This is a genomic window from Microbacterium festucae, assembly GCF_025421715.1.
GTDB lineage: Bacteria > Actinomycetota > Actinomycetes > Actinomycetales > Microbacteriaceae > Microbacterium > Microbacterium festucae.
Genome location: NZ_JAOEFC010000004.1, coordinates 110,358 through 135,160, shown reverse-complemented (window position 1 = coordinate 135,160; position 24,803 = coordinate 110,358). Strand labels below are relative to the sequence as shown.

Below are 24,803 nucleotides of genomic sequence, written 5' to 3'. Positions count from 1 at the left end.
TCAACCCTTGACGGCGCCGAGCATGATGCCCTTCACGAAGAAGCGCTGGAAGAGCGGGTAGACGAAGATGATCGGCAGCACGACGAGCACCGACACCGTCATCCGGATGGACGTGGGGGTCTGCGAGGTGGCGGCCCCGGCGATCGCGCCGAGGTTGCCCCCGGCATCCTGCGCGGCTTGCGCCAGCGACGAGGCCTGGTTGATGAACATGTACAGCAGGTACTGCAGCGTGTACAGCGACTGATCGGTGACGTAGATCAGGGTGTCCTGGAACATGTTCCACTGCATGACGGCCGAGAAGATGGCCACCGTCGCGAGGATCGGCGTCATGTTCGGCAGATAGATGCGGAAGAAGATCTGCAGGATGTTGGCCCCGTCGACCTCGGCCGCCTCCTGCAGGGATGCCGGCATCGACTCGACGAACGTCTTCACGAGGATGATGTTGAACGGCTGCACGATGAACGGCAGCACGTACACCCAGAAGTTGTTGGTCAGACCCAGGGTCTTCATGATGATGAAGATCGGGATGAGGCCGGCCGAGAAGTACATCGTGATGATGATGAAGCGGTACCAGAACTTCCGGCCCCACATGCGCGACTGGGTGAACATGAACCCGAGGAACGCGGATGCCAGCACGGTGGCGACCGTGCCGATCACGGTGCGCCCGATGGAGACGAGCGTGGCCATCGGCAGGCCCGGCAGCTGGAACACCTTCTCGTAGTTGGAGAAGTGCACGTCGACGGGCCAGATGCGCACGTCGCCGAGCGCGGAGACGTCGTTGGCACTGATCGAGTTGATGATCAGGTAGTAGAACGGGTAGGCGCACAGCACGGCCATGAGGATGAAGACCGTGTAGTTGATCATCGTGAACACGACGTCGCCCGCGGTGCGGGTCTTCGCGTGGTGGGTCAGAGATGACATGTCGGGAACCTCAGACGATCGACTGGCCGCGCACGCGCTTGGCGATGGCGTTGACGGTGAGCAGGAGGATGACGGAGATGATCGACTTCAACATGCCGATCGCCGTCGCCATCGACAGGCTGTTGCCGGTCATGCCGATGTTGTAGACGTACAGGTCGAGCACCTGGATGTACTCCTTGTTGAACGCGTTCTGGAACACGTAGTACTGCTCCATGCCGTTGTTGAGCAGATTGGCGATCGACAGCAGCAGCAGCACCAGGTAGGTCGGCATCAGCTGCGGCAGCGTGATGAACCACATCTTCTGGAACCGGCCCGCGCCGTCGATCTCGGCCGACTCGTAGAGCGACTGGTCGATGCCGCTGATGGCGGCGAGGTAGATGATGGCCCCCCAGCCCAGGCCCTTCCAGATCGACCACAGCGTCATGGTGAGCCAGACGTTCTCGTCGGTGTCGAGGAACTTGATCGGCGCGGTGATGAGCCCCCAGTCGCCCAGGACGTTGTTCACCAGACCCGACGACGAGAACAGCGAGAACGCGATCATGTAGACCAGCACCCACGAGATGAAGTTCGGGAGCGTGGTGAGGGTCTGCACCGAGTTGCGGAACCACGGCGCCTTGACCTCGTTGAGGAACATCGCGAAGGCCAGCGGCAGCACCGAGGTGGCGATGCCGAGGAAGCTGATGGCGAGGGTGTTGATCAGCACCTGGCCGATCTGCTGCATCTGCGTCGGCGAGCTCACCAGCAGCTCGAACCACTGCAGACCGACGAACTCCGACCCCTCCAGCCCGAGGGCCGGCTTGTAGTCGTAGAGGGAGTAGATCCACCCGTACAGCGGGAAGTACGCGAACAGGAACACCAGCACGATGAACGGCAGGATGCACAGGAACATCACGAACGACTTCTTGCCGCCCGCCTCGCGGGGCGAACGCCCGCGCCGCTTCTTCTTCTCCGCGCCTTCTTCGATGGTGGACGCCGCCACCTCCGTCAGGACGGCCTGCGACGTCATGCCGCCACCGCCTGTGCGGGAGACATCTCGTGCGTGCTACGCCGATTCATGTCACTCCTTTGTGCAATCGAACGGTCGTCGTTCGATTTGTTTGCGGTCGCAACAATCGAACCGCTTCGACGAAGATAACCCCCGGCCTCCCGATTCGTCAAACGAAACCGGGTAACACGCCGATAACGCTTGGGAGCGCTCTCGCACTCACGCATCCGACGCTCCCGCCGCGCCCGCCACCGCCCCGCCGGAGGCCGGCGCCGAGGTGTAGGAGAACGAGCGCACGACGACCTCGCCGCTCACCGCGCGCACCCCCACGACGCGGCCCGTGAACAGCCCCGCGACCTCGGTGGACAGGTAGCGGCCGTCGGCGGATGCCAGCACCGTCTCGGCCCCGTCGGCGCCGACCACGACGAGGTCGACGAGGTCGGGCTGCGGCTCGCCCCACGGCGAGGTCGGCTCGGGCAGGCGCACCCGCACGCGCACGGTCGCGTCGGGGCCGGTGGCCACCGACCCCAGCATCGCCACGGCGGGCCCGATCGTCAGCACCGCCGACACGGCGGCGCCGTCGTGCACGAGGGCGTAGGTGTGGGCGTCGTCGATGCGCACCTCGAGCGCGGCGACGCCCGCCTCGGTGTGCAGGCGCGCGTCGACCGTCCACTCCTCGTCGACGGGGCGCACGCACAGCAGCGGGATGCCGGGCCCTCGCCCGGCCGCCACGGTCAGTCCCCCGCCGCGGGCGGGCGCGGTGAAGGTCGCCGGGAACATGCCGGTGCCGAGCCAGCGGCCGTGCAGCTGCGGGGCGGAGAAGTCGTCGACGAACGAGGCGTCCTGGCGCACCGCGATGAAGCGCTCCTCGTCGACGACCGGCCAGCCGTCCTCCCAGTCGACCCCGACCAGGAAGGTCTCGCGGCCGTTGACGTGGAAGCCGGGCGTCGCGCCCCGGGGGCGCACGCCGAGGTGCACCATCGCCCACGACCCGTCGGCGAGCTGCACGAGGTCGCCGTGGCCGGCGTTCTGCACCGGGTGCGGCAGGCCGCGGTGGGTGAGGATCGGGTTGTGCGGGGCGGCTTCGAACGGTCCGTCGAGCGTGCGCGCCCGCGCGATGGTCACGGCGTGCCCGCGCTCGGTGCCGCCCTCGGCGGCCAGCAGGTACCACCAGCCGTCGATGCGGTACAGGTGCGGCCCCTCGGGGTTGGCCCCGCCGGTGCCCGCCCACAGCAGCTTGGGCTCGCCCAGCATCCGCCCGGTCTCGGGATCGATCGGCACGGTGCCCAGGGGATGCAGGTGCGGCGCGTGCGGCGCCCAGGTGAGGTGGCACACCCCGTTTTCGTCCCAGCACAGGTCGGGGTCGATGCCGACGGTGCCGGGCACCTCGATCGGATCCGACCACGGCCCGGCGACGTCGTCGGCGTGGATGAGGTACTGGCCGATGCCCTCGCCGTGGCGGTTGGTGTCGGTCCACACGATCCAGAAGCGACCGTCGTGGTGGCGGATCGTCGGCGCGTAGACCGAACCGCTCGGGTTGCCGCGGTGCTCGCGGATCTGGCTCGGGCGCGTGAGCGCATTGCCGGCGAAGCGCCAGGTGACCAGGTCGGTGCTCTCGTGGATCGGCAGCCCCGGCAGGTACTCGAAGCTCGAGTTCACGACGTAGTACGTGTCACCCACCCGGCAGATGGACGGGTCGGGGTAGAAGCCCGGGATGATCGGTCGGACGTCGGACACGCGTGCCTCCTCGGTGAGGGATGGGGTTCGTCGAAGCGCTACGACAGACACCCGACGACCGACAGCCTGCCATGCACGGGCGCGGGTCGCGGGTGTTACGCGCACGTGAAACGGCACCGGACAAAGTGTCAGGCTGAGCCGTCCGGCGGACGGTATCGTCCGAGATCCCTGCCGGGATGCCACCATTCGAGCCGAAAGCGTTGCCCCGCTCGCATCCGGACGTATTGAATGACCGCACGTGTTCCAGGGCGGAACATCAGAGTGGAGAACTTGTGACGTCGGCACCCGAGACGACGATCGACAGCGCACCCGAACTCGACGTCGTTCGCGGCGACGTCACGCTCACCGGCGTGACGAAGCGCTACGGCGATCAGGTCGCCGTCGACGACCTCACCCTGCGCATCCGGCCCGGCGAGTTCCTCTCGCTGCTGGGCCCCTCGGGGTGCGGCAAGACCACCACCCTGCGCATGATCGCCGGGTTCGAGCATCCGGATGCCGGCGAGATCCGCATCTCGGGCGCGAACGTGCTGGGCACCGCGCCGTTCAAGCGCGACGTCAACACCGTGTTCCAGGCCTACGCCCTCTTCCCGCACATGAGCGTCGCCGGGAACGTCGCCTACGGCCTGCAGCAGCGCCGGAGCGGACGCGCCGCGGTGCGCAAGGCGGAGGTGGCCGAGCGGGTGTCGGCGGCGCTGGACCTCGTGCAGATGCGCCGGTTCGCCGACCGCAAGCCCACCCAGCTTTCCGGCGGCCAGCAGCAGCGCATAGCCCTGGCGCGCGCGCTGGTCAACCGCCCGTCGGTGCTGCTGCTCGACGAGCCGCTCGGCGCGCTCGACCGTCAGCTGCGCGAAGAGATGCAGCTGGAGCTGAAGCTGCTGCAGGCGCGCCTGGGCATCACCTTCGTCTTCGTCACCCACGACCAGGGCGAGGCCCTGTCGATGAGCGATCGCATCGCGATCATGCGGGCCGGGCGCATCGAGCAGCTCGCCGACCCGCACACCGTCTACGCCCGCCCGGCGTCGGCCTACGTGGCCGCGTTCGTCGGACAGCAGAACTTCTTCCGCGGCGCCGTCGTCGAGCACGGCACGGCCGTCGAGACCGCGCGCGGTCTCGTGCGCTCGGCCGGCGACCCCCTCACCAGCACCCGCGGCGAGGCGGCGGTGCGCCCCGAGAACGTGCGCATCGACGGCTACGCCGGGGGCGAGGTGCCGGCATCCAACGCCGTCGTCGGCGACCTGATCGGCCTCTCGCACCTTGGCGAGACGATGCAGTACCTCGTGCGCCTGCGCGGCGACGAGGGCGCCCCCGACCAGAGCCTCATCTCGCGCCGCCCGACCCCCGAGGCCCCCGACCTGCGCGTCGGCGACGCGGTGGTCTGCAGCTGGTCGCCGGCCCACGTGCTGCTCTTCCCCGCCGACGACTCCGCCGCCGAGGGCGGCTACATCGCCCCGCCCACCTGACCGTCGCACCCGACAGCCCGACACCCGCCCGACAGCTCGACCCGCACGCTCCGCCTGATCGCCCGACCCGCCGTACCCGACACCGCTCGTCCCGATATCGCCCTGGAGGCCACGATGCCCGAGTCCCGCAATCCGATCCGCGTCCTCGCCCACGAGAGCGCCGTGCCGGTCATCGCCAAGGAGCTCTCACGCCGACGGTTCCTCTCGTTCGCCGCCGCCGCCGGCGGCGCGGCCCTGCTGGCCGCGTGCACGCCCGCCGGCGGATCGAGCCCGTCGACGCAGGCCACCGGCGGCGCGCTGGAGAGCGGCCTGTCGGTGTACACGTGGGGCGACTACGACTCGCCCGACGTCGTCGCGAACTTCACCAGCGAGCTCGGCCCCAAGGTGACCCTCGACTCCTACAGCTCCAACGAGGAGCTGATCGCGAAGCTCGTCGCCGCCAAGGGCACCTCCGGCTACGACATCGTCGTGCCGACCGGGGTGTTCATCCCGCAGATGATCGAGAACGGGCTGCTCACCAAGTTCAACAAGGACCTGCTCCCCAACCTCGCCAACATGGACCCGGCCTACCTCGGGCGCGCGTGGGACCCGGGCAACGACTACTCGGTCTGCAAGGCGTGGGGCACCACCGGCTTCGTCTACGACAAGACCGTCATCACCCGGGAGCTGGCGACCTGGGACGACTTCTTCGACGCCGCACAGAACGAGGCCAGCGGCAAGACCAGCATGTCCGACGACCCGGCCGGCATCATCGGCGCCTACTTCTGGGCGCGCGGGGCCGACTGGAACACCACCGACGAGGCCGAGCTCGCCGCCTGCCGCGACTTCCTCGTCAACGAGCTCGCGCCGCACATCGCCGCCTTCGACTCCTACCCCGGCACCAACGCCATCCCCCAGGGCACCCAGGTGCTCATGCAGGCGTGGAACGGCGATGCCCGACTGGGCCTGCTCGAGGCCGGCGACCCCGACCGCTGGCAGTGGGTGCTGCCCGGCCCCGACACCGAGCTGTGGATGGACAACTGGGCCATCGCCGCCGGCGCCCCCAACCCCGAGGCCGCGCACGCCTTCATCGACTTCTCGCTGGCGCCCGAGAACCTCATGCTCAACCTCGACTACATCGGGTACCACGTCGGCGGCAAGGACATGGAGGCCGAGGCGGCTGCCGAGGGCCTCGAGATGCCCGAGCTCATCTTCTTCAGCGACGAGCAGCTGGCCACCATGCACGAGCAGGAGCTCAACGACTCGCAGACCACCCGCGTGGAGATCTGGAACGAGATGAAGGCCGCCGCGGGTGCCTGAGACCACCGCACCGCGCCGCTCGTGGGGCGGCGCCCTGGCCGTGCCCGCGTGGGTGTGGCTGCTGCTGTTCTTCGTGGCCCCCGTGGGCATGGTGGTGTGGTTCAGCTTCGGCTACAAGCCGGGGGTGTTCGGCACGCACGCCAACGATGTGCTGAGTTTCGACCGCTACGTCGAGGCCTTCTCGCCCACGTTTCTGGCCACCTTCCAGAACACCCTGTGGGTCGGCGTGCTCGGCACCGTGCTGTGCTTCCTCATCGGCGCCCCGGTCGCCTACTGGATGGCCTTCAAAGTGCGCCCCGAGCGCCGCGGGCTGCTGATCGCGCTCGTGCTCATCCCCTTCTGGACGAACTTCCTCATCCGCACGATCGGCTGGCAGGTGATCCTCGCCCCCGAGGGCTGGCTGTCGACGACGCTGCAGGCGGCGGGGCTGCTGGGCGGCCCCCTCGACCTGCTCTACACCCGCCAGGCGGTGCTGCTGGGCGTCGTCTACAACTACCTGCCGCTCATGATCCTGCCGCTGTTCGTCGCCTTCGACCGGGTCGGCCCGGCACTGCGGGAGGCCTCGAAAGACCTCGGCGCGGGCAAGGTGGCGACGTTCTTCCGCGTCACGCTGCCGCTGTCGCGACCCGGTGTCATCGCGGGCGTGCTGCTGGTGTTCATCCCCCTGATGGGCGACTACATCACCGCGACCGTGCTCGGCGGGGCCAAGGGCAACATGATCGGCCAGCTCGTGGCCAGCCAGTTCCAGACCGCGCAGAACTGGGCGCTGGGCTCGGCGATGGCCGTCGTCCTCATGCTCGTGATCAGCCTCACCATCGGCGTGGCCGCCCTGCTGCTGTGGCTGATCGCACTGCCGCTGCGCCACCGCAACCGGGTGGAGCTTCCGCCCGTCGCCACCGAGGGCGCAGCCCCGGGCGCGCCCTCGGCCGCCGGGGGCCCGGTGGCACCGGCATCCGATGAGAATCGCCCCCGCGAGGAGGTCGCCCGATGAGCGTCACCAAGACCGAGACGATCCTGCGTCAGCGCGACGGCTCGATGCTCGGCAGCGGCCGCCGCTCGCACCGCTCGTGGACCGACGTCGCCCTGAACGTGTGGGGCGTGCTCGTGCTGCTGTTCCTGTTCGCGCCGATCCTCGTGATCGTCATCTACTCGTTCAACACTGGGCGCCTGCTGGTGTCGTTCGACGCGTTCGGGTTCGACGCGTTCGCGACGATCCTCGACAAGCCCGCGGTGCAGAACGCGGTGCGGGTCTCGCTGATCACGGCGCTCATCTCGGCGATCATCGCCACCGCGATCGGCACCCTCGCCGGCATCGCCATGGCCCGCTACCCGGGCAAGTGGGTGTGGTGGTTCCTGGGTCTGCTGCTGCTGGTGTCGGTGACGCCGGAGATCGTGGATGCCGTCGCCCTGCTGCCCTGGTTCGTCTGGCTGGGCCAGGACCTCGGCCTCACGATGTTCAACGACGGCATCGTGCGCCTGTCGATCGGCTCGTCGCTGTTCGCCACGGCGGTCGTGTCGTACATCGTGCGGGCGCGGCTGGTGGGTCAGGACGCGAACCTCGAAGAGGCCTCGAGCGACCTCTACGCCAAGCCCGCGACGACCTTCCGCCGGGTGACGCTGGCGCTGGCCCTCCCGGCGGTGCTGGCCGGATTCCTGCTGGCGTTCACCCTCAGCCTCGACAACACGATCGTCGCCGCCTTCGTGCAGGTGTCGGGCACGACGCCCTGGCCGGTGTACGTGCTGTCGGCCGTGCGCTCGGGGCTGCGCCCCGAGGTGGCTGCGGTGTCGACGGTCATGCTGATCCTCACCCTCATCGCCCTGGCCGTGGTAGCGGTCGTGCTCAAGCGCGCCGGCGACTCCGCGACCGACATCGCCCGCACGATGGCCGGTGGTTGACATGTCCCGTGCGACCTCCCCCGCCCGTCCGGCCCGTGCCCCGGCGTCGAGAGAACATCTCGCCGCCGAGGGCACGGGTGGCGCCCGTTCCCTCGGCGCCCCGTTGTTCTCTCGCGGGCGGGAGGGGGCGCGGTGAGGGGCGCTGACCTCGTGTTCGTGGGCGGGGCCGTGTTCACGGGCGACACCGTGCGGTCGCGGGCGGATGCGGTGGCGGTGCGGGACGGACGCATCATCGCGGTCGGCCGCGGCCACGACGACGGCATCCGCGATCTCATCGACGCGCGCGCCGAGGTCGTCGACCTCGCCGGGCGGATGCTGGTGCCCGGCTTCCAAGACGCGCACGTGCACCCGGTGTGGGGCGGCCTCGACATGCTGCGCTGCAACCTCGCCGACGACGCCACCCGCGAGCAGTACCTCGCCCGCATCGCCGCCTACGCGGCCGCCCACGACGACGAGTGGATCCTCGGCGGCGGCTGGCAGATGTCGGCCTTCCCCGGCGGCACGCCCACCGCGGCCGACCTCGACGCCATCGTGCCCGATCGGCCGGTGTTCCTCACCAACCGCGACGGGCACGGGGCCTGGGTCAACTCGCGGGCGCTCGAGCGCGCCGGCATCCGCGACGACACCCCCGACCCCGCCGACGGCCGCATCGAACGGCTGCCCGGCGGCGCGCCCTCGGGCACCCTGCACGAAGGCGCGATGACCCTCGTCAACCGCCTGCTGCCCGAAGACTCCGCCGACCGCATGCTCGAGGCGCTGCTGCTCGGCCAGCGCTACCTGCACTCGTTCGGCATCACCGCGTGGCAGGACGCGATCGTCGGCTCCGAGTACGGCGACGCCGCCGACCCGGCGCCCAGCTACGTGCGCGCCGAGCGCGAGGGGCTGCTGACCGGACGCGTCGTGGGGTCGCTGTGGTTCGACCGCACCCGCGGCATCGAGCAGATCCCCGACCTCGTCGCCGCCCGCGAGCGGTTCACCGGCGAGCGCTTCCGCGCCACGACGATCAAGGTCATGCAAGACGGTGTCGCCGAGAACTTCACCGCCGCCATGCTCGAGCCCTACGGCGACGGCCACGGCCACCCCACCGACAACTCCGGCATCTCGTTCGTGCCGCCCGAGGTGCTCTCCGACGCGGTGCCGCGGCTGGACGCCCTCGGGTTCCAGGTGCACTTCCACGCCATCGGCGACCGGGCCGTGCGCGAGTGCCTGGATGCCGTCGAGCAGGCGATCGTCCGCAACGGGCGCAGCGACAACCGGCATCACATCGCGCACATCCAGGTCGTGCACCCCGACGACATCGCGCGCTTCCGCCGGCTCGGCGTCGCCGCCAACATGCAGTCGCTGTGGGCCACGCTCGAACCGCAGATGGTCGAGCTGACCCTGCCGTTCCTCGGCGCGCCGCGCAGCGCGTGGCAGTACCCGTTCGGCGACCTGATGCGCGCCGGGACGGTGCTGGCGGCCGGCTCGGACTGGTCGGTGAGCTCGCCCGATCCGCTGGCCGCGATCCACACCGCCGTCAACCGTCAGGCCGCGCCCGGCCACGAGGAGGGCGACTACGAGCCGTTCCTCCCCGAGCAGGCCATCGACCTGGCCACCTCACTCACCGCCTACACGGCCGGGTCGGCGTGGGTGAACCACCTCGACGGGGACACGGGCACGATCGAGGTCGGCAAGCTCGCCGACCTCGCGGTGCTCGACCGCGACCCCTTCGACGGCCCCATCGACCGCATCGGGGCCACGCGAGTGCTGCAGACCTTCGTCGACGGGGCGCGCGTGTACGCCGCCGACGACGCCTAGCCTGTCGCCACGGCGCATAACTCAGGCAGAATCGCCCGCACGGGCGCCGAAAGCCGCCCGCACCGCCGTTCTGCCTGAGTTATGACCCCCGGCGCCGCACGACCGGGCACCCCGACACCCCGACACCACCCATCCACCACCCCGAAGCAACACCCCGATAGGAAGTGATACCCGTGGGAACCACCGTCTTCGAAAGACGCGTGCCCTCGGCATCCGTCATCAGCCACAGCCTCGAGCAGACGCGCAGCGGCGCGTTCTGGATCGACGACCTCCCGGCGTCGCTGCGCCCCGACCGGCCGCCGCTGCGCGGCACGGTCGCCGCCGACCTCGTGGTCGTCGGGGCCGGCTACACCGGGCTGTGGACGGCCCTGCTGGCCAAGACGCGCGACCCCGAGCGGCGCGTGGTCGTGGTCGAGGCCAACCGCACCGGGTGGGCGGCGTCGGGCCGCAACGGCGGGTTCTGCGAGTCGAGCCTCACCCACGGGCACGAGAACGGCGTCAACCGCTGGCCCGACGAGATGCCGCAGCTCGACCGGCTCGGCCGCGCCAACCTGGATGCCATCGAGGCCAGCGAAGCCGAGTACGGCATGGACTTCCAGTTCGAGCGCACCGGGCAGCTGGCCCCCGCCGTCGAACCGCACGAGGTGGCGTGGCTGGAGGAGTGGGCCGCCGAGGGCGACCCCGACGTCGTCTTCCTCGACCAGGAGGCGGCGCAGCGCGCCGTGGCCTCGCCCACCTACCTCGCCGCCGTCTGGGAGAAGGCCACGTGCGGGCTGGTGCATCCGGCGCGGCTGGCGGCCGAGCTCGCACGCGTGGCCGAGGAGCGCGGCGTCGAGATCTTCGAGCGTTCGCGGGTGCGGGCGCTCGACACCTCGGGCACCGGGGTGAGCGTGGTCACCGAGCACGGCCGCGTCGAGGCGGCGCAGGCGGTGCTGGCCACCAACGTGTTCCCGTCGCTGCTGCGCCGCAACCGCCTGATGACGGTGCCGGTCTACGACTACGCCCTGATGACCGAGCCGCTGACGGCCGCGCAACTCGCGTCGATCGGCTGGCACGACCGGCAGGGCATCGGCGACATGGCCAACCAGTTCCACTACTACCGCCTGTCGCAGGACGGCCGCATCCTGTTCGGCGGCTACGACGCGCTGTACCACTACGGCCGGCGCGTCGACCCCGGCTACGAGCACCGGCCCGATGTCTGGGCGAAGCTCGCGAGCCACTTCTTCACGACGTTCCCGCAGCTGGAGGGTCTGCGCTTCTCGCACCAGTGGGCCGGCGCGATCGACACGTCGACGCAGTTCACGGCGTTCTTCGGCACCGCCCGCGCCGGCCGGGTGGCCTACGCGGCCGGGTTCACCGGGCTCGGGGTGGGCTCGACCCGGTTCGCCGCCGATGTCATGCTCGACCTGCTCGCCGGCCGGTCCACCGAGAGGACGCAGCTCGAGATGGTGCGGCGGCGCCCGCTCCCCTTCCCGCCCGAGCCGGCGGCGGCGATCGGCATCACCGCGACTCGGTGGTCGCTCGACCGCGCCGACCACAACCAGGGGCGGCGTAACCTGCTGCTGAAGACGCTGGACCGACTGGGATTGGGGTTCGATTCGTGAGCGACATGGATCCGGGGGTCGCCGTCGCGGCGCTGCAGGTGCAGGTGCCGCTGACGGCGGTGCCCGCCGCGCAGGTGGTGGCCGGGTCCCCGGCGACGGGCAGCGTCGACCTCGATGAGGACATGGGCGTGGGCGTCTGGGAGATGACCCCGGGAGCGATGACCGACACCGAGATCGACGAGGTCTTCGTCGTCGTCGCCGGCAGCGCCACGGTGGAGTTCACCGACCCGCCGCAGCCGGCGATCGAGCTCGCCGTCGGCGACGTCGTGCGCCTGGAGTCGGGCATGCGCACCGTGTGGACGGTGCGCGAGACCCTGCGCAAGGTCTACCTGGCCTGACCGCCGGCGCCCCGCCCGCCCGCCCGCCCAGCGAGCCCAGCCCGCCCCACCCGCGCGGTCAGCGCGCGGTGGAGCGCCGTACGAGCAGCGCGAGGTGCAGCGCCGCCTGCACCTCGCCGTCGTCGAGGTCGACCCCCAGCAGCTCCTGGATGAGCGCGATGCGCTGGTAGAACACCGACCGCGACAGATGGGATGCCGTGGCCGCCGCCGTTCGGTTGCCCGGGTGGGCGAGCATGGCGCCGAGCACGTCGAGCAGGTCGCCACCGCGCGCCAGGTCGTATTCGATGAGCGGCGACAGCATCCGCTCGCCGTGGTCGAGCAGGCGGTGGTCGTCGCGCAGCGCGGTGACGAACCGGGCCAGCGGCCGGTTCTCGACGCGGCGGATCTGCGGCCCGCGTCCGGCGCGGTCGCCGGCGCTGCGCGACAGGTCGATGGCCTCCTGCAGCGAGGCCAGCGCCCCGTCGAGGCTCTGGGCGGCGGCGCCCACCGACAGCACGGTGCGCTCGGCGTGCGGGGTGAGGGCGCGGGCGAAGCGTCGGGCGGCGTCGTCGTCGAAGCGCACCCGCTGCGGCAGCGACAGCAGCACCGCCGCCCCGGGGGTGCCGCCGGGGATCGCCCCCGCCAGCGCCCGGCCGCCCAGGGCCCGCGCGGCCGGGTCGGCGGCGTCGGCGCGCACCTCGACCCCCGACGAGACCACGCCGAACAGCTGCGCGCCGTCCATCGGCAGGCCCGCCGCCTCGACGCGGGCGGTGGCGCCGGCCTGCCCGGTGAAACGCCCCGCCAGCAGTCCGTCGATCAGCTGACGGCGGCCCACCCGCGCCCACTCGTCGCCCTCGGCGTCGGTGAGCCGGCCGAGCGCCAGGGCGATCGCGCCCTGCTCGAGCACCGCGGCGCGCCCGGCGGGATGGTCGGGTCCGGGCAGGGCCACCAGATACCCCCAGCGGATGCCGCGTGCTTCGACCGGCACGATCAGCCAGTCGCGCTCGGGGGCGGGGTCACGGTGGGCGATGCGGGAGCGCACCTCCCAGCGGGTGAAGACCTCTTCCTCGAGGGCGGGCGGCGCGTCGGCGACGACGACGTCGTGCCCGAGGCTCTCGAGCACGACGGGGGCCTGCAGGGTCTGGGCGAGCTGGCCCACGATGAAGTCGGCGGGCGAACCGCGCAGCGCGAGCGCGGTGAAGCGGGTGCGCACCTCTTCGCGGGCGCGCAGGGCCGCCGACTGGTCGTCGATGATGCGGCGGTGCACGTGCTCGGTGAGGGTGACGAACTTCACCTCGCGGTGGAGCGCGACCAGCGCCAGGCCCCGCTCGCGCGCGGCGGTCAGCACCACGGCGGGCACGTACCGGTAGTGGGTGCCCAGTTCCAGCACCAGGCACGACAGTCCGGCGTCGGCGAGCTCGCCGATGAAGGCGCGCAGCTCGGCGGGTTCAGCGGGCCACGACGACCCCGTCGACAGCAGCAGCTCGCCGCCGTCGAGCAGCCGGGCGACCCCGGCACTGTCGGAGACGTGCACCCAGCGCACCGGGGCGTCGAGGGCCGCGTCGCCGCCGAAGACCTCGGGCATGCCGGCGGCGAAGGCGTCGAGCTCGAGCACTTCGCGCACCGTCGGCAGGCTGCCCTGGCTGGTCGGACGATCCGTCCGGAATGCCGATTCTTCGCGACGTTCGGGCACCTGTATCGCTCCTTGCGCTCTGGAACACTGGGGTTCAGATCAGCTTAGGCGCGGTCGGTCGATCTGTCCGGTCTCGCTCACTCCCCTCCGAAGGACTCCCCCATGGCCCTCATCCGCCACCACATCGCCGGCACCGCGACCGGCGACGACACGCGCACCGGCGTCGTCTACGACCCCGCCACCGGCGCGGTGCAGCACCAGGTCGTGCTGGCCTCGGCCGACGAGACCGCCGCCGCTGTCGCCGCCGCGGCCGCCGCCCTCCCGGGCTGGCGGGCGACGAGCCTCATCAAGCGCGCCGACGTGTTCTTCCGCCTGCGGCAGCTGCTGGTCGAGCGCAGCGACGACCTGGCGGCCATCATCACCAGCGAGCACGGCAAGGTGCTCTCCGACGCGAAGGGCGAGATCAGCCGCGGCATCGAGAACGTCGAGTTCGCCGCCGGCCTCGTGCACCTGCTCAAGGGCGAGCACGCCGAGCAGGTCTCGCGCGGGGTCGACGTGCACTCGGTGAAGCAGCCGGTGGGCGTGGTGGCGTGCATCACCCCGTTCAACTTCCCCGTCATGGTGCCGCTGTGGATGACGGCCTCGGCCATCGCCTGCGGCAACACCGTGGTGCTCAAGCCGAGCGAGAAAGACCCGTCGGCCGCCCTGTTCCTGGCGCGGCTCTACGAAGAGGCGGGACTGCCGGCCGGCGTGCTCAACGTCGTGCAGGGCGACAAGGTCGCCGTCGACGCGCTGCTCGAGGCGCCCGAGGTGCGCGCGGTGAGCTTCGTCGGCTCGACGCCGATCGCCCAGTCGATCTATGAGCGGGCCGCCGCCCACGGCAAGCGGGTGCAGGCGCTCGGTGGCGCGAAGAACCACATGGTCGTGATGCCGGATGCCGATCTCGACGGCGCTGCGGATGCCGCGGTGTCGGCGGCCTACGGCTCTGCCGGCGAGCGCTGCATGGCCGTGTCGGTGCTGGTCGCCGTGGGCGACGAGGTGGCCGACGCGCTGGTGGCCAAGGTCGCCGAGCGCGTCGCGGGGCTCACGATCGGGGCGGGCACCGACGCCGCCAGCGAGATGGGTCCGCTCATCACCGGCGAGCACCGCGACAAGGTGGCCTCCTACGTCACCGGCGCCGCCGCCGAGGGGGCGACGGTGGTCGTCGACGGCACCCGGCAGGACTTCCCCGGTGACGGCTTCTTCCTCGGGGTCTCGCTCGTGGACCACGTGCGCCCCGGCATGAAGGTCTACGACGACGAGATCTTCGGCCCGGTGCTCTCGGTGGTGCGCGTGGCCTCGTACGAGGAGGCGGTGGAGCTGGTCAACACCAGCCCGTTCGCCAACGGCACCGCCGTGTTCACCCGTGACGGCGGCACCGCCCGGCAGTTCGAGTACGACATCGAGGTCGGGATGGTCGGCGTCAACGTGCCGATCCCGGTGCCGGTGGGCGCGTTCTCGTTCGGCGGCTGGCGCAGTTCGCTGTTCGGCGACTCGCACATCTACGGCCCCGAGTCGTTCCACTTCTACACGCGCTCCAAGGTCGTCACCAGCCGCTGGCCCGACCCGAGCGAGAGCCAGATCAGCCTCGGCTTCCCGAGCAACCACTAGGACCCGCCATGACCTCCGCCCCCTCCCTCGCCGCCGCCACCGACGCGCAGGTGCGCGCCGACGACCGCGGCCACGTCTTCCACTCCTGGAGCGCGCAGGCGCTCATCGACCCGCTGCCGGTGGCCGGCGGCGAGGGCGCGAGCTTCTGGGATCACCAGGGCAACGCCTACCTCGACTTCTCGAGCCAGCTGGTGAACCTGAACCTCGGCCACCAGCATCCCGATCTGGTCGCGGCCATCCAGCAGCAGGCGGGGCGCCTGGCCACGATCCAGCCGTCGATGGCCAACGACGTGCGGGGCGTGCTCGCCCGCGAGATCGCCGGGGTCGCGCCGGCGGGCATGAACAAGGTGTTCTTCACCAACGGCGGGGCCGACGCCAACGAGAACGCCGTGCGCATGGCGCGCATCGTCACCGGCAAGCGCAAGGTGCTGGCGATGTACCGCAGCTACCACGGCAACACCTCGACGGCCATCACCCTCACCGGCGACCCCCGCCGCTGGCCCAACGAGCCCGCCGACGGCTCGGTCGCCCACTTCTTCGGCCCCTACGCCTACCGCTCGCCGTTCCACTCCACCAGCCCCGAGCAGGAGAGCGCGCGGGCGCTGGAGCACCTCGAGCAGACGATCATCCTCGAGGGGGCCTCGACGATCGGCGCCATCATCATCGAGACGGTCGTGGGCACCAACGGCGTGCTGGTGCCGCCGCCGGGCTACCTGCCGGGGGTGCGGGCGCTGTGCGACAAGTACGGCATCGTCTTCATCGCCGACGAGGTGATGGTCGGCTTCGGCCGCATCGGCGAGTGGTTCGCGTTCCAGGCCTTCGACGTCGTGCCCGACCTCATCACCTTCGCCAAGGGCGTCAACTCCGGCTATGTGCCGCTGGGCGGTGTGGTGATCTCGGATGCCATCGCCGCGCACTTCGACACCGTGGCCTTCCCCGGCGGCCTCACCTACTCGGGGCACCCGCTGGCGTGCGCCGCGGGGGTGGCGACGTTCGAGGTGTTCCGCCGGGACGGCATCCTCGAGCGCGTGCGTGATTTGGGCGAGCGGGTGGTGGGTCCGCGGCTGGCCGCGATGGCCGAGCGCCACCCCGCCGTGGGCGAGGTGCGCGGGCGCGGACTGTTCTGGGGGATCGAGCTGGTCGCCGACCGCGAGACCCGCGAGCCGCTCGTGCCGTTCAACGCCGCCGGGGCCGACGCCGCACCGATGGCCGCCGTCGCCGCCGCGTGCAAGAAGGCGGGACTGTGGCCGTTCACGCACTTCAATCGGATGCATGTGGCGCCGCCGCTGGTGATCTCGGAGGACGACCTGGTGCGCGGCCTCGACATCATCGACCGCGCGCTCGACGTCGCCGACGAGTACACCACCGCCGCCGACACCGCGGGACGGCGATGACCTCGGCGCCGCGGACCCTGCACAACGTCATCGACGGGCGCCGGGTGGCGCCCTCCGGCCCGACGCTCGATCTCGTGAGCCCGGTGACCGGCGAGGTGTACGGGCAGGCGCACACCTCTACCGCCGCCGACGTCGACGCGGCGTTCGCGGCGGCGGAGGCCGCCTTCCCGGCCTGGCGCGCGGCCACCCCTGCGCAGCGGCAGCGGGCGCTGCTGCGCCTCGCCGACGCCCTCGAGGCGCACGCCGACGAGTTCGCCGACCTCGAATCGCAAGACACCGGCAAGCCGCGGGCGAGCCTCGTCGCCGACGAGATCGACCAGTCGGTCGACCAGCTGCGCTTCTTCGCCGGCGCCGCCCGCGACCTCGACGGCCGGGCCGCCGCCGAGTACGCCGAGGGCTTCACGTCGTTCGTGCGCCGCGAGCCGATCGGCGTGGTCGCGCAGGTGACGCCGTGGAACTACCCGCTGAACATGGCGGTCTGGAAGATCGCACCGGCACTGGCCGCCGGCAACACCGTCGTGCTCAAGCCCAGCGAGACGACACCGCAGACGACGGTGCGGCTGGCCGAGCTCGCCGCCGAGATCCTGCCGGCGGGCGTGTTCAACGTCGTTCTCGGCGACCGCGAGACCGGGCGCCTGCTCGTGGAGCACCCCACCCCGCAGCTGGTCGCCATCACCGGTTCGGTGCGTGCCGGCATCGAGGTGGCCGCCTCGGCCGCGCGCGCCCTGAAGCGCGTGCACCTCGAACTCGGCGGCAAGGCGCCGGCGCTCGTGTTCGCCGACGCCGACCTGGATGCCGCCGCCGAGGGCATCGTCAGCGCCGCGTTCTTCAACGCGGGTCAGGACTGCACCGCCGCCACCCGGGTGATCGTGGCCCGCGAGGTGCACGACGCCCTCGTGGAGCGCCTGGTCGCCCGCACCCGCACTCACGCGCGCACCGGCGCACCCGACGACCCCGACGCCTTCTTCGGGCCGCTCAACAACGCCGACCAGCTGGCGCGGGTGGCGGGCTTCCTCGAGCGCCTCCCCGCCCACGCCGCCGTCGCCGTCGGCGGGGCCCGCCAGGGCGAGCACGGATGCTTCTTCGAGGCCACCATCGTCACCGGCGTGCGGCAGGACGACGAGCTCGTGCAGCAGGAGGTGTTCGGGCCGGTGCTCACGGTGCAGGCCGCCGACACCGACGCCGAGATGCTGGCCCTGGCCAACGGCGTGCCCTACGCCCTGGCATCCTCGGTGTGGACCCGCGATCACGGCCGCGCGATGCGCTTCAGCCGCGACCTCGACTTCGGGTGCGTGTGGGTCAACGCGCACCTGCCGTTCGTCTCCGACATGCCCCACGGCGGCTTCAAGCACTCCGGCTACGGCAAAGACCTGTCGGTCTACGGTTTCGAGGACTACACCCGCATCAAGCACGTCATGGCGAGCCTGACGTGACCGGCAACGGGGGCGTCTCGTTCTGGTGGCAGCAGCTCGGCCTGCCCGCTGCGCGGGCGCCCCTGCCCGGCGACCTCGATGTCGACGTGGCGATCGTCGGCGCCGGCTACACCGGACTGTGGGCGGCGTACTACCTGAAGACGCTGCAGCCCGACCTGCGGGTCGCCGTGCTCGAGCGGCGGTTCGCCGGGTTCGGCGCGTCGGGGCGCAACGGCGGCTGGCTCACCAATTCGGTCACCGGCGGGCGCGAGCAGTACGGCCCCGAGGGCGGCGCCCGCCAGCAGCGGGCCATGAACGAGACCGTCGCCGAGGTGGTGAGGGTCGCCGCGGCGGAGGGCATCGACGCCGACATCCGGCTCGGGGGTGAGCTGAACGTCGCCCGCACCCCCGCGCAGCAGGCGCGGCTCGCGGCGTGGTTCCGCGCCGAGTCGGCCCAGCCGCACACCGACGTCGAGCTGTGGGGCCCGCGGCAGACCGCCGAGCACGTGCGCGTGGCCGGGGCCACCGGCGGCATCTGGCATCCGCACTGCGCGCGCATCCACCCCGCCAAGCTCGTGCGCGGTCTCGCCGCGGCCGTCGAACGGCTGGGCGTGCCGATCTACGAGCAGACGACGGTCACGGCCGTCGAGGCGGGGCGCGCCGTCACCGACCGCGGGGTGGTGCGCGCGGCCGCGGTGCTGCGCGCCACCGAGGGCTTCACCGCCGACCTGCGCGGCGAGCACCGCACCTGGCTGCCGATGAACTCGTCGCTGGTGGTCACCGCCCCGCTCCCGGCGGCGGTGTGGGACGAGATCGGGTGGGCGGATGCCGCGACGCTCGGCGACCTCGCACACGTCTACATGTACGCCCAGCGCACGGCCGACGACCGCATCGCCTTCGGCGGGCGGGGCGTGCCCTACCGGTACGGCTCGCGCGTCGACGGCGACGGGCGCACCCCCGAGCGCACCGTGCGGGCGCTGACGAAGCTGCTGCGCGAGTTCTTCCCCGGCGCCGCGCAGGTGCCGGTGGAGCACGCGTGGTCGGGGGTGCTGGGGGTGCCGCGCGACTGGGCGGCCACCGTCGGCTTCGACCGCGCGACGGGCCTCGGCTGGGCGGGCGGCTACGTCGGCACCGGGGTGGCCACGACCAACCTCGCCGGCCGCACCCTCGCCGATCTCGTGCTCGGGCGCGACACCGACCTCGTGCACCTGCCGTGGGTGGGGCATCGGGCGCGCGCCTGGGAGCCCGAGCCGCTGCGCTGGCTGGCCGTGCAGGGCCTCTACGGCGCCTACCACCTGGCCGACCGGCAGGAGGCGCGCGGGCGGGCGGGCACCTCGCCGGTGGCGCGGATCGCCGACCGCATCTCCGGGCGCGCGCACTGACCGACCCGACCCCGACCCTGACCCCGAGACAGACCACCGCACCCGCAGTACCGTGACAACGAGGAGGACGACATGACCCGTACCGATGCCGAGCTGCAGGAGATGGCCCGCGACCACCTGTGGATGCACTTCGCCCGCCAGTCCGTGATGACCGAAGGGCCCGGCGTGCCCATCATCGTCAAGGGCGAGGGCCACCACATCTGGGACTCCACCGGTAAGAAGTACATCGACGGCCTGGCGGGGCTGTTCGTGGTCAACGCCGGTCACGGCCGCCGGCGACTCGCGCAGGCCGCCGCGAAGCAGGCCGAAGAGCTCGCCTTCTTCCCGATCTGGTCGTACGCGCACCCGGCCGCGATCGAGCTGGCCGACCGCATCGCGGACCTGGCCCCCGGCGACCTGAACCACGTGTTCTTCTCCACCGGCGGCGGCGAGGCCGTCGAGACCGCGTTCAAGCTCGCCAAGCACTACTGGAAGCTGCAGGGACAGCCCACCAAGCACAAGGTCATCTCGCGCTTCATCGCCTATCACGGCACCCCGCAGGGCGCCCTGGCGATCACCGGCCTGCCGGGCATGAAGTCGATGTTCGAGCCGGTCACCCCGGGCGGGTTCCGGGTGCCCAACACGAACTATTACCGCGCCACCGAGCAGGGCTTCGCGGGCGGCACCGAAGAGCAGTTCGGCGTGTGGGCGGCCGACCGCATCGAGGAGATGATCCAGTTCGAGGGGCCCGACACCGTCGCCGCCGTCTTCCTCGAGCCGGTGCAGAACTCGGGCGGATGCTTCCCCCCGCCCCCCGGCTACTTCCAGCGCGTGCGCGAGATCTGCGACCGCTACGACGTGCTGCTGGTCTCGGACGAGGTCATCTGCGCGTTCGGACGCCTGGGCACCTACTTCGGCGCCGACGCCTACGGCTATCAGCCCGACATGATCACCTTCGCCAAGGCGGTCACCAGCGGCTACTCGCCGCTGGGCGGCACGATCGTCAGCGACCGCGTCTACGAGCCGTTCGCGCACGGCACGGCATCCTTCCCCCACGGCTACACGTTCGGCGGCCACCCGGTGTCGTCGGCGGTGGCGCTGGAGAACCTCGACATCTTCGAGGAGGAGGGCCTCGTCGAGAACGTGCGCACGAACTCGCCCGTCTTCCGCCGCACCCTCGAGAAGCTCACCGACCTGCCGATCGTCGGCGACGTGCGCGGCGACGGCTACTTCTTCGGCATCGAGCTGGTCAAAGACAAGGCGACGAAGGTGACCTTCGACGACGCCGAGTCGGAGCGGCTGCTGCGCGGGTTCCTCTCCAAGGCCCTCTTCGACGCGGGCCTGTACTGCCGCGCCGACGACCGCGGCGATCCCGTCATCCAGCTCGCCCCGCCGCTGACGATCGGCCCCGCCGAGTTCGACGAGATCGAGCAGATCCTCCGCGGGGTGCTGAGCGAGGCCTGGACCCGGCTCTGACCCTTCTCGCCGCCCCGGCGCCCGCGCGGCGATAGGGTCGGCGGCATGGAGTACCGACCGCTGGGACGCACCGGCGTCCGTGTGAGCCCGCTGTGCCTGGGCACGATGATGCTCGGCCCGTGGGGCAACGACGACGAGCAGGATGCCGTGCGCATCGTGCACGCCGCGCTGGATGCCGGGATCAACTTCGTCGACACCGCCGACATCTACTCCGACGGCAGGTCGGAGGAGATCGTGGGCGCGGCGCTGAAGGGGCGCCGCGACGACGTGGTGCTGGCCACCAAGTTCTTCAACCCGATGGGCGAGGACCCCAACTCCCGCGGCGGGTCGCGGCGGTGGATCATGCGCGCCGTCGAAGACTCGCTGCGCCGGCTCGGCACCGACTACATCGACCTCTTCCAGGTGCACCGGCCGAGCCCCGACACCGACATCGCCGAGACGCTCGGCGCGCTCAGCGACCTGGTGCACCAGGGCAAGGTGCGCCTCATCGGCTCGTCGTCGTTCGCCGCCAGCGGCATCGTCGAGGCGCAGGCCGTCTCGCGCGAGCGGGGCCTGGAGCGGTTCACCACCGAGCAGCCGCCGTACTCCCTGCTGGTGCGCGGCATCGAAGCCGACGTGCTGCCCACCGCCGGGCGCCACGGGATGGGCGTCATCACCTACAGCCCGCTGTGCGCGGGCTGGCTGTCGGGCAAGTGGGGCGGCGGCACCGCGCCGACTTCGCGCTCGCGCGCGGCCAACCGGTTCGACATGTCGGTCCCCGCCAACCAGCGCAAGCTCGAGGCGGTCGACCGGCTGCAGCAGGTCGCCGACGACGCCGGGCTGACGATGCCCGAACTGGCCGTCGCCTTCGTCCTCCGGCATCCGGCGGTCACCTCGGCCATCGTCGGCCCCCGCACCATGGCGCACCTCGAGACGGCGCTGCCCGCGCTCGACGTGCACCTCTCCGACGAGACGCTCGACCTGATCGATGAGATCGTCGCGCCGGGCGTGACGCTGAACCCCGACGACGACAGCTACGGCGAGGCCGAGCTCACCCGCACCGCCCGCCGCCGCCCGTGACCGCCGCGCCCGCCCCCGCGCGTCCCCGCCGCCCCGTGGGGGCGGTGATCGGCCGCGCGCTGTTCGCACTGGTGGTCGGCGGGGCGCTGTGGGCGCTGCACCTGACCTCGGCGGCGACCTACCCCGAGTTCCTGCAGCTGTGGTTCCTGCTCATCGACCCGCTGCTGGGGGTCGCGGCGGTCGTGGTCGTGCTCGCCTGGGGCCCCCGGCATCCGCTGGCCGTCGCCCTGGGTGCGGCCGCCGTCGCACTCGTCTCGGAGACGGCGGTCGGTGCCTCCTTCCTGGCGCTGGTGGCCGTCGCCGCCGGCCAGCGCTGGCGGCACATCGTCGTGGCGTCGGTGGCGAACGTGCTGGCCCTGCACTACGCGGGGCTGCTCTACCCGGGCGCCACCAGCGCGCGGTTCGAATGGTGGGTGGGCGTCGGGGTGAGCGCCCTGATCGTCGGCGTCGTCGTCGCCACCGGTGTCGCCATGGGGCAGCGCCGCGCCGTGCTGGCGGGCCTGCGCGAGCGCGCCGAGGCCGCCGAGCGCGAGCAGGCGGTGCGCGAGCAGGCCGCCCGCGTCGCCGAGCGCAACCGCATCGCCCACGACATGCACGACGTGCTCGCCCACCGCATCTCGCTGGTCGCCCTGCACGCCGGCGCCGTCGGCTACCGCACCGACCTCACCGACGCCGAACGCGCCGCCGCGATCACCGCCATCGAGCAGAACGCCCGCGCCGCGCTCACCGAACTGCGCGACGTGCTGGGGGTGCTGCGCTCCCCCGACCAGCAGCCGGGTGCGCCCGAGCCGCCCCAGCCGGGCATCGGCGACATCGCGGGCCTCGTCGACGAGGGCCGGGCCGCGGGCATGCGCATCGAGCTGGTGCACGAGGTCGAAGGCGTGCCGCCGCTGATCGTGTCGCAGGCGGCGTACCGCATCGTGCGCGAGGCCCTCAGCAACGCCCGCAAGCACGCGCCGGATGCCGCCGTGACGGTGTCGCTGGCCGGCGAAGACGGCGAGGGGCTCGCCGTGCTCGTCGAGAACACCGCGCCGGTCGCGCCGCCGACCGATCCGCTGCCGGGCGCCGGGCTGGGCCTGGTGGGACTCGCCGAGCGGGTCGAGGCCACCGGCGGGCGGTTCCGCAGCGGCCCCCGCGCGGGCGGCGGCTACGCGTTGAGCGCCTGGCTACCATGGTCGACGTGACAGCCCCCATCCGCCTCGTGCTCGTCGACGACGATCCGCTCGTGCGCGCGGGGCTCTCGCTCATCCTCGGTGGGGCGGAGGGCATCGACATCGTCGGTCAGGCCGCCGATGGGCAGGAGGCGGTCGACGTCGTCGCCGAGCTCGCGCCCGACGTGGTGCTCATGGACATCCGGATGCCGGTGCGCGACGGCCTCAGCGCCACCGCGGCCATCGTCGCCGCGCCGGCCCCGCCGCGCGTGGTCGTGCTCACGACGTTCGACAACGACCAGATGGTGGTGCGGGCGCTGCGCGCCGGGGCCGCCGGGTTCCTGCTCAAAGACGCCCCGCCGCAGCGGCTGGTCGACGCGGTGCGGGCGGCGGCGGCCGGCGAGCCGGTGCTCTCGCCCCGCATCGCCGCGCAGCTGATCGCGGCGGCCGCCTCCGACGGACGCGCCCGCGAAGACGATGCGCGGGTCCGCGCCCGCGAGCGCCTCTCGGCGCTGACCGACCGCGAGCTCGAGGTCGCCCGGGCCGTGGGGAAGGGCCAGAGCAACGCCGAGATCGCGGCCGAGTTGTTCATGTCGATCGCCACGGTGAAGGCCCACGTGGGGCGGGCCCTCACGAAGATCGCCGGCGACAACCGGGTGCAGCTGGCGATCCTCGTGCACGACGCCGACTTCGACTGATCAGCCCCGGTCGGCGGCCTTCGCGCCGCGACGACGCGAGACGGCGAGCAGTGCCAGGCCACCGGCGAGCGCGCCCGCACCGACGATCGGCCACACCAGGTCGACCGATCCGCCCGTGATCGCCAGGGTGTTCTTGTGCGCCGCCTCGCTCTGAGCGGTGACGGCAGGGGTGACGGCGGCCGCGGCGGGGGTCGTCGTGGTCGCGAGGGGCGCGACGGTCGGCGCATCGGTCGCCACGGTGTCCGTGTTCTCAGCGGGGTCGGTCGCGGGGTCTTCGGACGCGCCCGGGAGCGCACGCGGGGTGGGCGTCGTCGCGGTCGGCGTCGCCGTCGGGGTGGGCGTCAGCACGGGACGCGGCGTCGGCACCAGGTCCGCCTTCGGCGTCGGCGTCGCCGTCGGGGTCGGCGTCAGCACGGGACGCGGCGTCGGCACCAGGTCCGCCTTCGGCGTCGGCGTGGCGATGGGGGTCGGGGTCACGACGGGCAGCGGCACCGGAGGGGTCCAGCGCTCGATGACGGTCACGGCCTCGTCGAGCTGCTTCTCCTCACGACCGCCGATCGCGCGCATCTCGAACGGGCGCACCACCACGCCGTCGGCGCGCTCGCCCGCTGACATCGGCAGGTCGACCGTGCAGGTGAACTCGTCGCCGGCGGCGAGGTAGTACTCGTTGCGGCAGTCGGGGTTCGCGGCGGTGCCGGGAACGTCGACCGACAGGCCGCCCATCCCCTCGTCGGAGATGTTGCGCACGTGCAGCAGGAACTCCACCGTGCCGTCGGGCTGCAGTGCGCCGGGGTCGGCGGTGAGGTTCCACCACGGGGAGGCGTCGGCGGCCGATACCGGGATCGGCGCCGCGAAGGCCGCCGCGGGAAGCGCGACGGCAGCGGCGGCGGCCAGGGCCACGACGGAGGCTGCGAGGGGGATGCGGACTCGTGAGGTGCAGGACATGCTTCCAC

At 71.9% G+C, this 24,803-nt stretch carries 20 protein-coding genes; 15 read left to right on the top strand and 5 right to left on the bottom strand.

The features are described from left to right. From N3K63_RS13460 to N3K63_RS13450, 3 genes are all read right to left on the bottom strand, one after another. On the bottom strand, nucleotides 1-921 hold the full coding sequence (locus N3K63_RS13460; protein WP_261580704.1) for a carbohydrate ABC transporter permease: 921 nt from the start codon (nucleotides 919-921) through the stop codon (nucleotides 1-3). A gap of 10 nt (nucleotides 922-931) precedes the next feature. Further along, on the bottom strand, nucleotides 932-1,927 hold the full coding sequence (locus N3K63_RS13455; protein ID WP_261580703.1) for an ABC transporter permease: 996 nt from the start codon (nucleotides 1,925-1,927) through the stop codon (nucleotides 932-934). A 198-nt stretch (nucleotides 1,928-2,125) separates the two neighbouring features. Beyond that, the gene (locus N3K63_RS13450) at nucleotides 2,126-3,643 is read right to left on the bottom strand and encodes a glycoside hydrolase family 43 protein (protein WP_261580702.1); all 1,518 of its coding nucleotides are present in this window, start codon (nucleotides 3,641-3,643) and stop codon (nucleotides 2,126-2,128) included. A 272-nt stretch (nucleotides 3,644-3,915) separates the two neighbouring features. On the opposite strand from N3K63_RS13450, the gene N3K63_RS13445 reads away from it, so the two are divergent. The 7 genes from N3K63_RS13445 to N3K63_RS13415 all read left to right on the top strand — a co-directional run bounded on the left by N3K63_RS13445 (nucleotide 3,916) and on the right by N3K63_RS13415 (nucleotide 12,037). Then, the gene (locus N3K63_RS13445) at nucleotides 3,916-5,103 is read left to right on the top strand and encodes an ABC transporter ATP-binding protein (RefSeq protein ID WP_261580701.1); all 1,188 of its coding nucleotides are present in this window, start codon (nucleotides 3,916-3,918) and stop codon (nucleotides 5,101-5,103) included. Between the two features lie 114 nt (nucleotides 5,104-5,217). Further along, complete coding sequence (locus tag N3K63_RS13440; RefSeq protein WP_261580700.1) at nucleotides 5,218-6,402, top strand: polyamine ABC transporter substrate-binding protein; 1,185 nt, start codon at nucleotides 5,218-5,220, stop codon at nucleotides 6,400-6,402. Then, the gene (locus N3K63_RS13435; RefSeq protein WP_261580698.1) at nucleotides 6,395-7,393 is read left to right on the top strand and encodes an ABC transporter permease; all 999 of its coding nucleotides are present in this window, start codon (nucleotides 6,395-6,397) and stop codon (nucleotides 7,391-7,393) included. The genes N3K63_RS13440 and N3K63_RS13435 overlap by 8 nt, the downstream gene beginning before the upstream one ends. A gap of 44 nt (nucleotides 7,394-7,437) precedes the next feature. Next, nucleotides 7,438-8,298 (top strand): ABC transporter permease, encoded by an 861-nt coding sequence (locus N3K63_RS13430; RefSeq protein ID WP_390895273.1) that lies wholly within the window; start codon nucleotides 7,438-7,440, stop codon nucleotides 8,296-8,298. A 132-nt stretch (nucleotides 8,299-8,430) separates the two neighbouring features. Further along, a complete protein-coding gene (locus tag N3K63_RS13425) occupies nucleotides 8,431-10,095 on the top strand; it encodes an amidohydrolase (protein WP_261580696.1) in 1,665 nt (554 codons plus the stop codon). 173 nt (nucleotides 10,096-10,268) lie between these two features. Next, the gene (locus tag N3K63_RS13420) at nucleotides 10,269-11,699 is read left to right on the top strand and encodes an NAD(P)/FAD-dependent oxidoreductase (protein WP_261580695.1); all 1,431 of its coding nucleotides are present in this window, start codon (nucleotides 10,269-10,271) and stop codon (nucleotides 11,697-11,699) included. A 5-nt stretch (nucleotides 11,700-11,704) separates the two neighbouring features. Further along, nucleotides 11,705-12,037: a cupin domain-containing protein gene (locus N3K63_RS13415; RefSeq protein WP_261580868.1), complete on the top strand. Its 333-nt coding sequence runs from the start codon at nucleotides 11,705-11,707 to the stop codon at nucleotides 12,035-12,037. 58 nt (nucleotides 12,038-12,095) lie between these two features. Here the strand turns inward: N3K63_RS13415 and N3K63_RS13410 are convergent, their stop codons facing one another. Next, nucleotides 12,096-13,640 carry a PucR family transcriptional regulator gene (locus N3K63_RS13410; RefSeq protein WP_261580694.1) on the bottom strand — a complete coding sequence of 515 codons (1,545 nt, stop codon included), beginning with the start codon at nucleotides 13,638-13,640 and terminating at the stop codon, nucleotides 12,096-12,098. 171 nt (nucleotides 13,641-13,811) lie between these two features. On the opposite strand from N3K63_RS13410, the gene N3K63_RS13405 reads away from it, so the two are divergent. The 8 genes from N3K63_RS13405 (at nucleotide 13,812) to N3K63_RS13370 (ending at nucleotide 23,850) form a co-directional block, all read left to right on the top strand. Beyond that, nucleotides 13,812-15,299, top strand: a complete 1,488-nt coding sequence (locus N3K63_RS13405) for a CoA-acylating methylmalonate-semialdehyde dehydrogenase (RefSeq protein ID WP_261580693.1) — start codon at nucleotides 13,812-13,814, stop codon at nucleotides 15,297-15,299. Nucleotides 15,300-15,307: 8 nt separating this feature from the next. Continuing rightward, nucleotides 15,308-16,693, top strand: a complete 1,386-nt coding sequence (locus N3K63_RS13400; protein WP_261580692.1) for an aspartate aminotransferase family protein — start codon at nucleotides 15,308-15,310, stop codon at nucleotides 16,691-16,693. Continuing rightward, entirely contained in the window at nucleotides 16,690-18,126 is a 1,437-nt protein-coding gene (locus tag N3K63_RS13395; RefSeq protein ID WP_261580691.1) for an aminobutyraldehyde dehydrogenase, read from the top strand. The genes N3K63_RS13400 and N3K63_RS13395 overlap by 4 nt, the downstream gene beginning before the upstream one ends. After that, nucleotides 18,123-19,487 carry an NAD(P)/FAD-dependent oxidoreductase gene (locus N3K63_RS13390; protein ID WP_261580690.1) on the top strand — a complete coding sequence of 455 codons (1,365 nt, stop codon included), beginning with the start codon at nucleotides 18,123-18,125 and terminating at the stop codon, nucleotides 19,485-19,487. Before N3K63_RS13395 ends, N3K63_RS13390 begins: the two co-directional genes overlap by 4 nt. A gap of 72 nt (nucleotides 19,488-19,559) precedes the next feature. Continuing rightward, nucleotides 19,560-20,942, top strand: coding sequence for an aspartate aminotransferase family protein (locus tag N3K63_RS13385; RefSeq protein ID WP_261580689.1), 1,383 nt, complete (start codon nucleotides 19,560-19,562; stop codon nucleotides 20,940-20,942). Nucleotides 20,943-20,987: 45 nt separating this feature from the next. Next, entirely contained in the window at nucleotides 20,988-22,001 is a 1,014-nt protein-coding gene (locus N3K63_RS13380; protein WP_261580688.1) for an aldo/keto reductase, read from the top strand. After that, nucleotides 21,998-23,185 (top strand): sensor histidine kinase, encoded by a 1,188-nt coding sequence (locus N3K63_RS13375; protein WP_261580687.1) that lies wholly within the window; start codon nucleotides 21,998-22,000, stop codon nucleotides 23,183-23,185. The genes N3K63_RS13380 and N3K63_RS13375 overlap by 4 nt, the downstream gene beginning before the upstream one ends. Beyond that, nucleotides 23,173-23,850 carry a response regulator gene (locus tag N3K63_RS13370; protein WP_261580686.1) on the top strand — a complete coding sequence of 226 codons (678 nt, stop codon included), beginning with the start codon at nucleotides 23,173-23,175 and terminating at the stop codon, nucleotides 23,848-23,850. The genes N3K63_RS13375 and N3K63_RS13370 overlap by 13 nt, the downstream gene beginning before the upstream one ends. On the opposite strand, the gene N3K63_RS13365 is transcribed toward N3K63_RS13370, so the two are convergent. Further along, nucleotides 23,851-24,795: a hypothetical protein gene (locus tag N3K63_RS13365; protein ID WP_261580685.1), complete on the bottom strand. Its 945-nt coding sequence runs from the start codon at nucleotides 24,793-24,795 to the stop codon at nucleotides 23,851-23,853. It lies immediately after the preceding gene. Between the last annotated feature and the right edge of the window lie 8 nt (nucleotides 24,796-24,803).

What these genes read in the sequence shown, in the direction of transcription:
- N3K63_RS13460 (WP_261580704.1), bottom strand. Translation starts at nt 921, where the DNA reads ATGTCATCTCTGACCCACCACGCGAAGACCCGCACCGCGGGCGACGTC.
- N3K63_RS13455 (WP_261580703.1), bottom strand. Translation starts at nt 1,927, where the DNA reads ATGACGTCGCAGGCCGTCCTGACGGAGGTGGCGGCGTCCACCATCGAA.
- N3K63_RS13440 (WP_261580700.1), top strand. Translation starts at nt 5,218, where the DNA reads ATGCCCGAGTCCCGCAATCCGATCCGCGTCCTCGCCCACGAGAGCGCC.
- N3K63_RS13430 (WP_390895273.1), top strand. Translation starts at nt 7,438, where the DNA reads ATGCTCGGCAGCGGCCGCCGCTCGCACCGCTCGTGGACCGACGTCGCC.
- N3K63_RS13415 (WP_261580868.1), top strand. Translation starts at nt 11,705, where the DNA reads ATGGATCCGGGGGTCGCCGTCGCGGCGCTGCAGGTGCAGGTGCCGCTG.
- N3K63_RS13405 (WP_261580693.1), top strand. Translation starts at nt 13,812, where the DNA reads ATGGCCCTCATCCGCCACCACATCGCCGGCACCGCGACCGGCGACGAC.
- N3K63_RS13400 (WP_261580692.1), top strand. Translation starts at nt 15,308, where the DNA reads ATGACCTCCGCCCCCTCCCTCGCCGCCGCCACCGACGCGCAGGTGCGC.
- N3K63_RS13395 (WP_261580691.1), top strand. Translation starts at nt 16,690, where the DNA reads ATGACCTCGGCGCCGCGGACCCTGCACAACGTCATCGACGGGCGCCGG.
- N3K63_RS13385 (WP_261580689.1), top strand. Translation starts at nt 19,560, where the DNA reads ATGACCCGTACCGATGCCGAGCTGCAGGAGATGGCCCGCGACCACCTG.
- N3K63_RS13380 (WP_261580688.1), top strand. Translation starts at nt 20,988, where the DNA reads ATGGAGTACCGACCGCTGGGACGCACCGGCGTCCGTGTGAGCCCGCTG.
- N3K63_RS13370 (WP_261580686.1), top strand. Translation starts at nt 23,173, where the DNA reads ATGGTCGACGTGACAGCCCCCATCCGCCTCGTGCTCGTCGACGACGAT.
- N3K63_RS13365 (WP_261580685.1), bottom strand. Translation starts at nt 24,795, where the DNA reads ATGTCCTGCACCTCACGAGTCCGCATCCCCCTCGCAGCCTCCGTCGTG.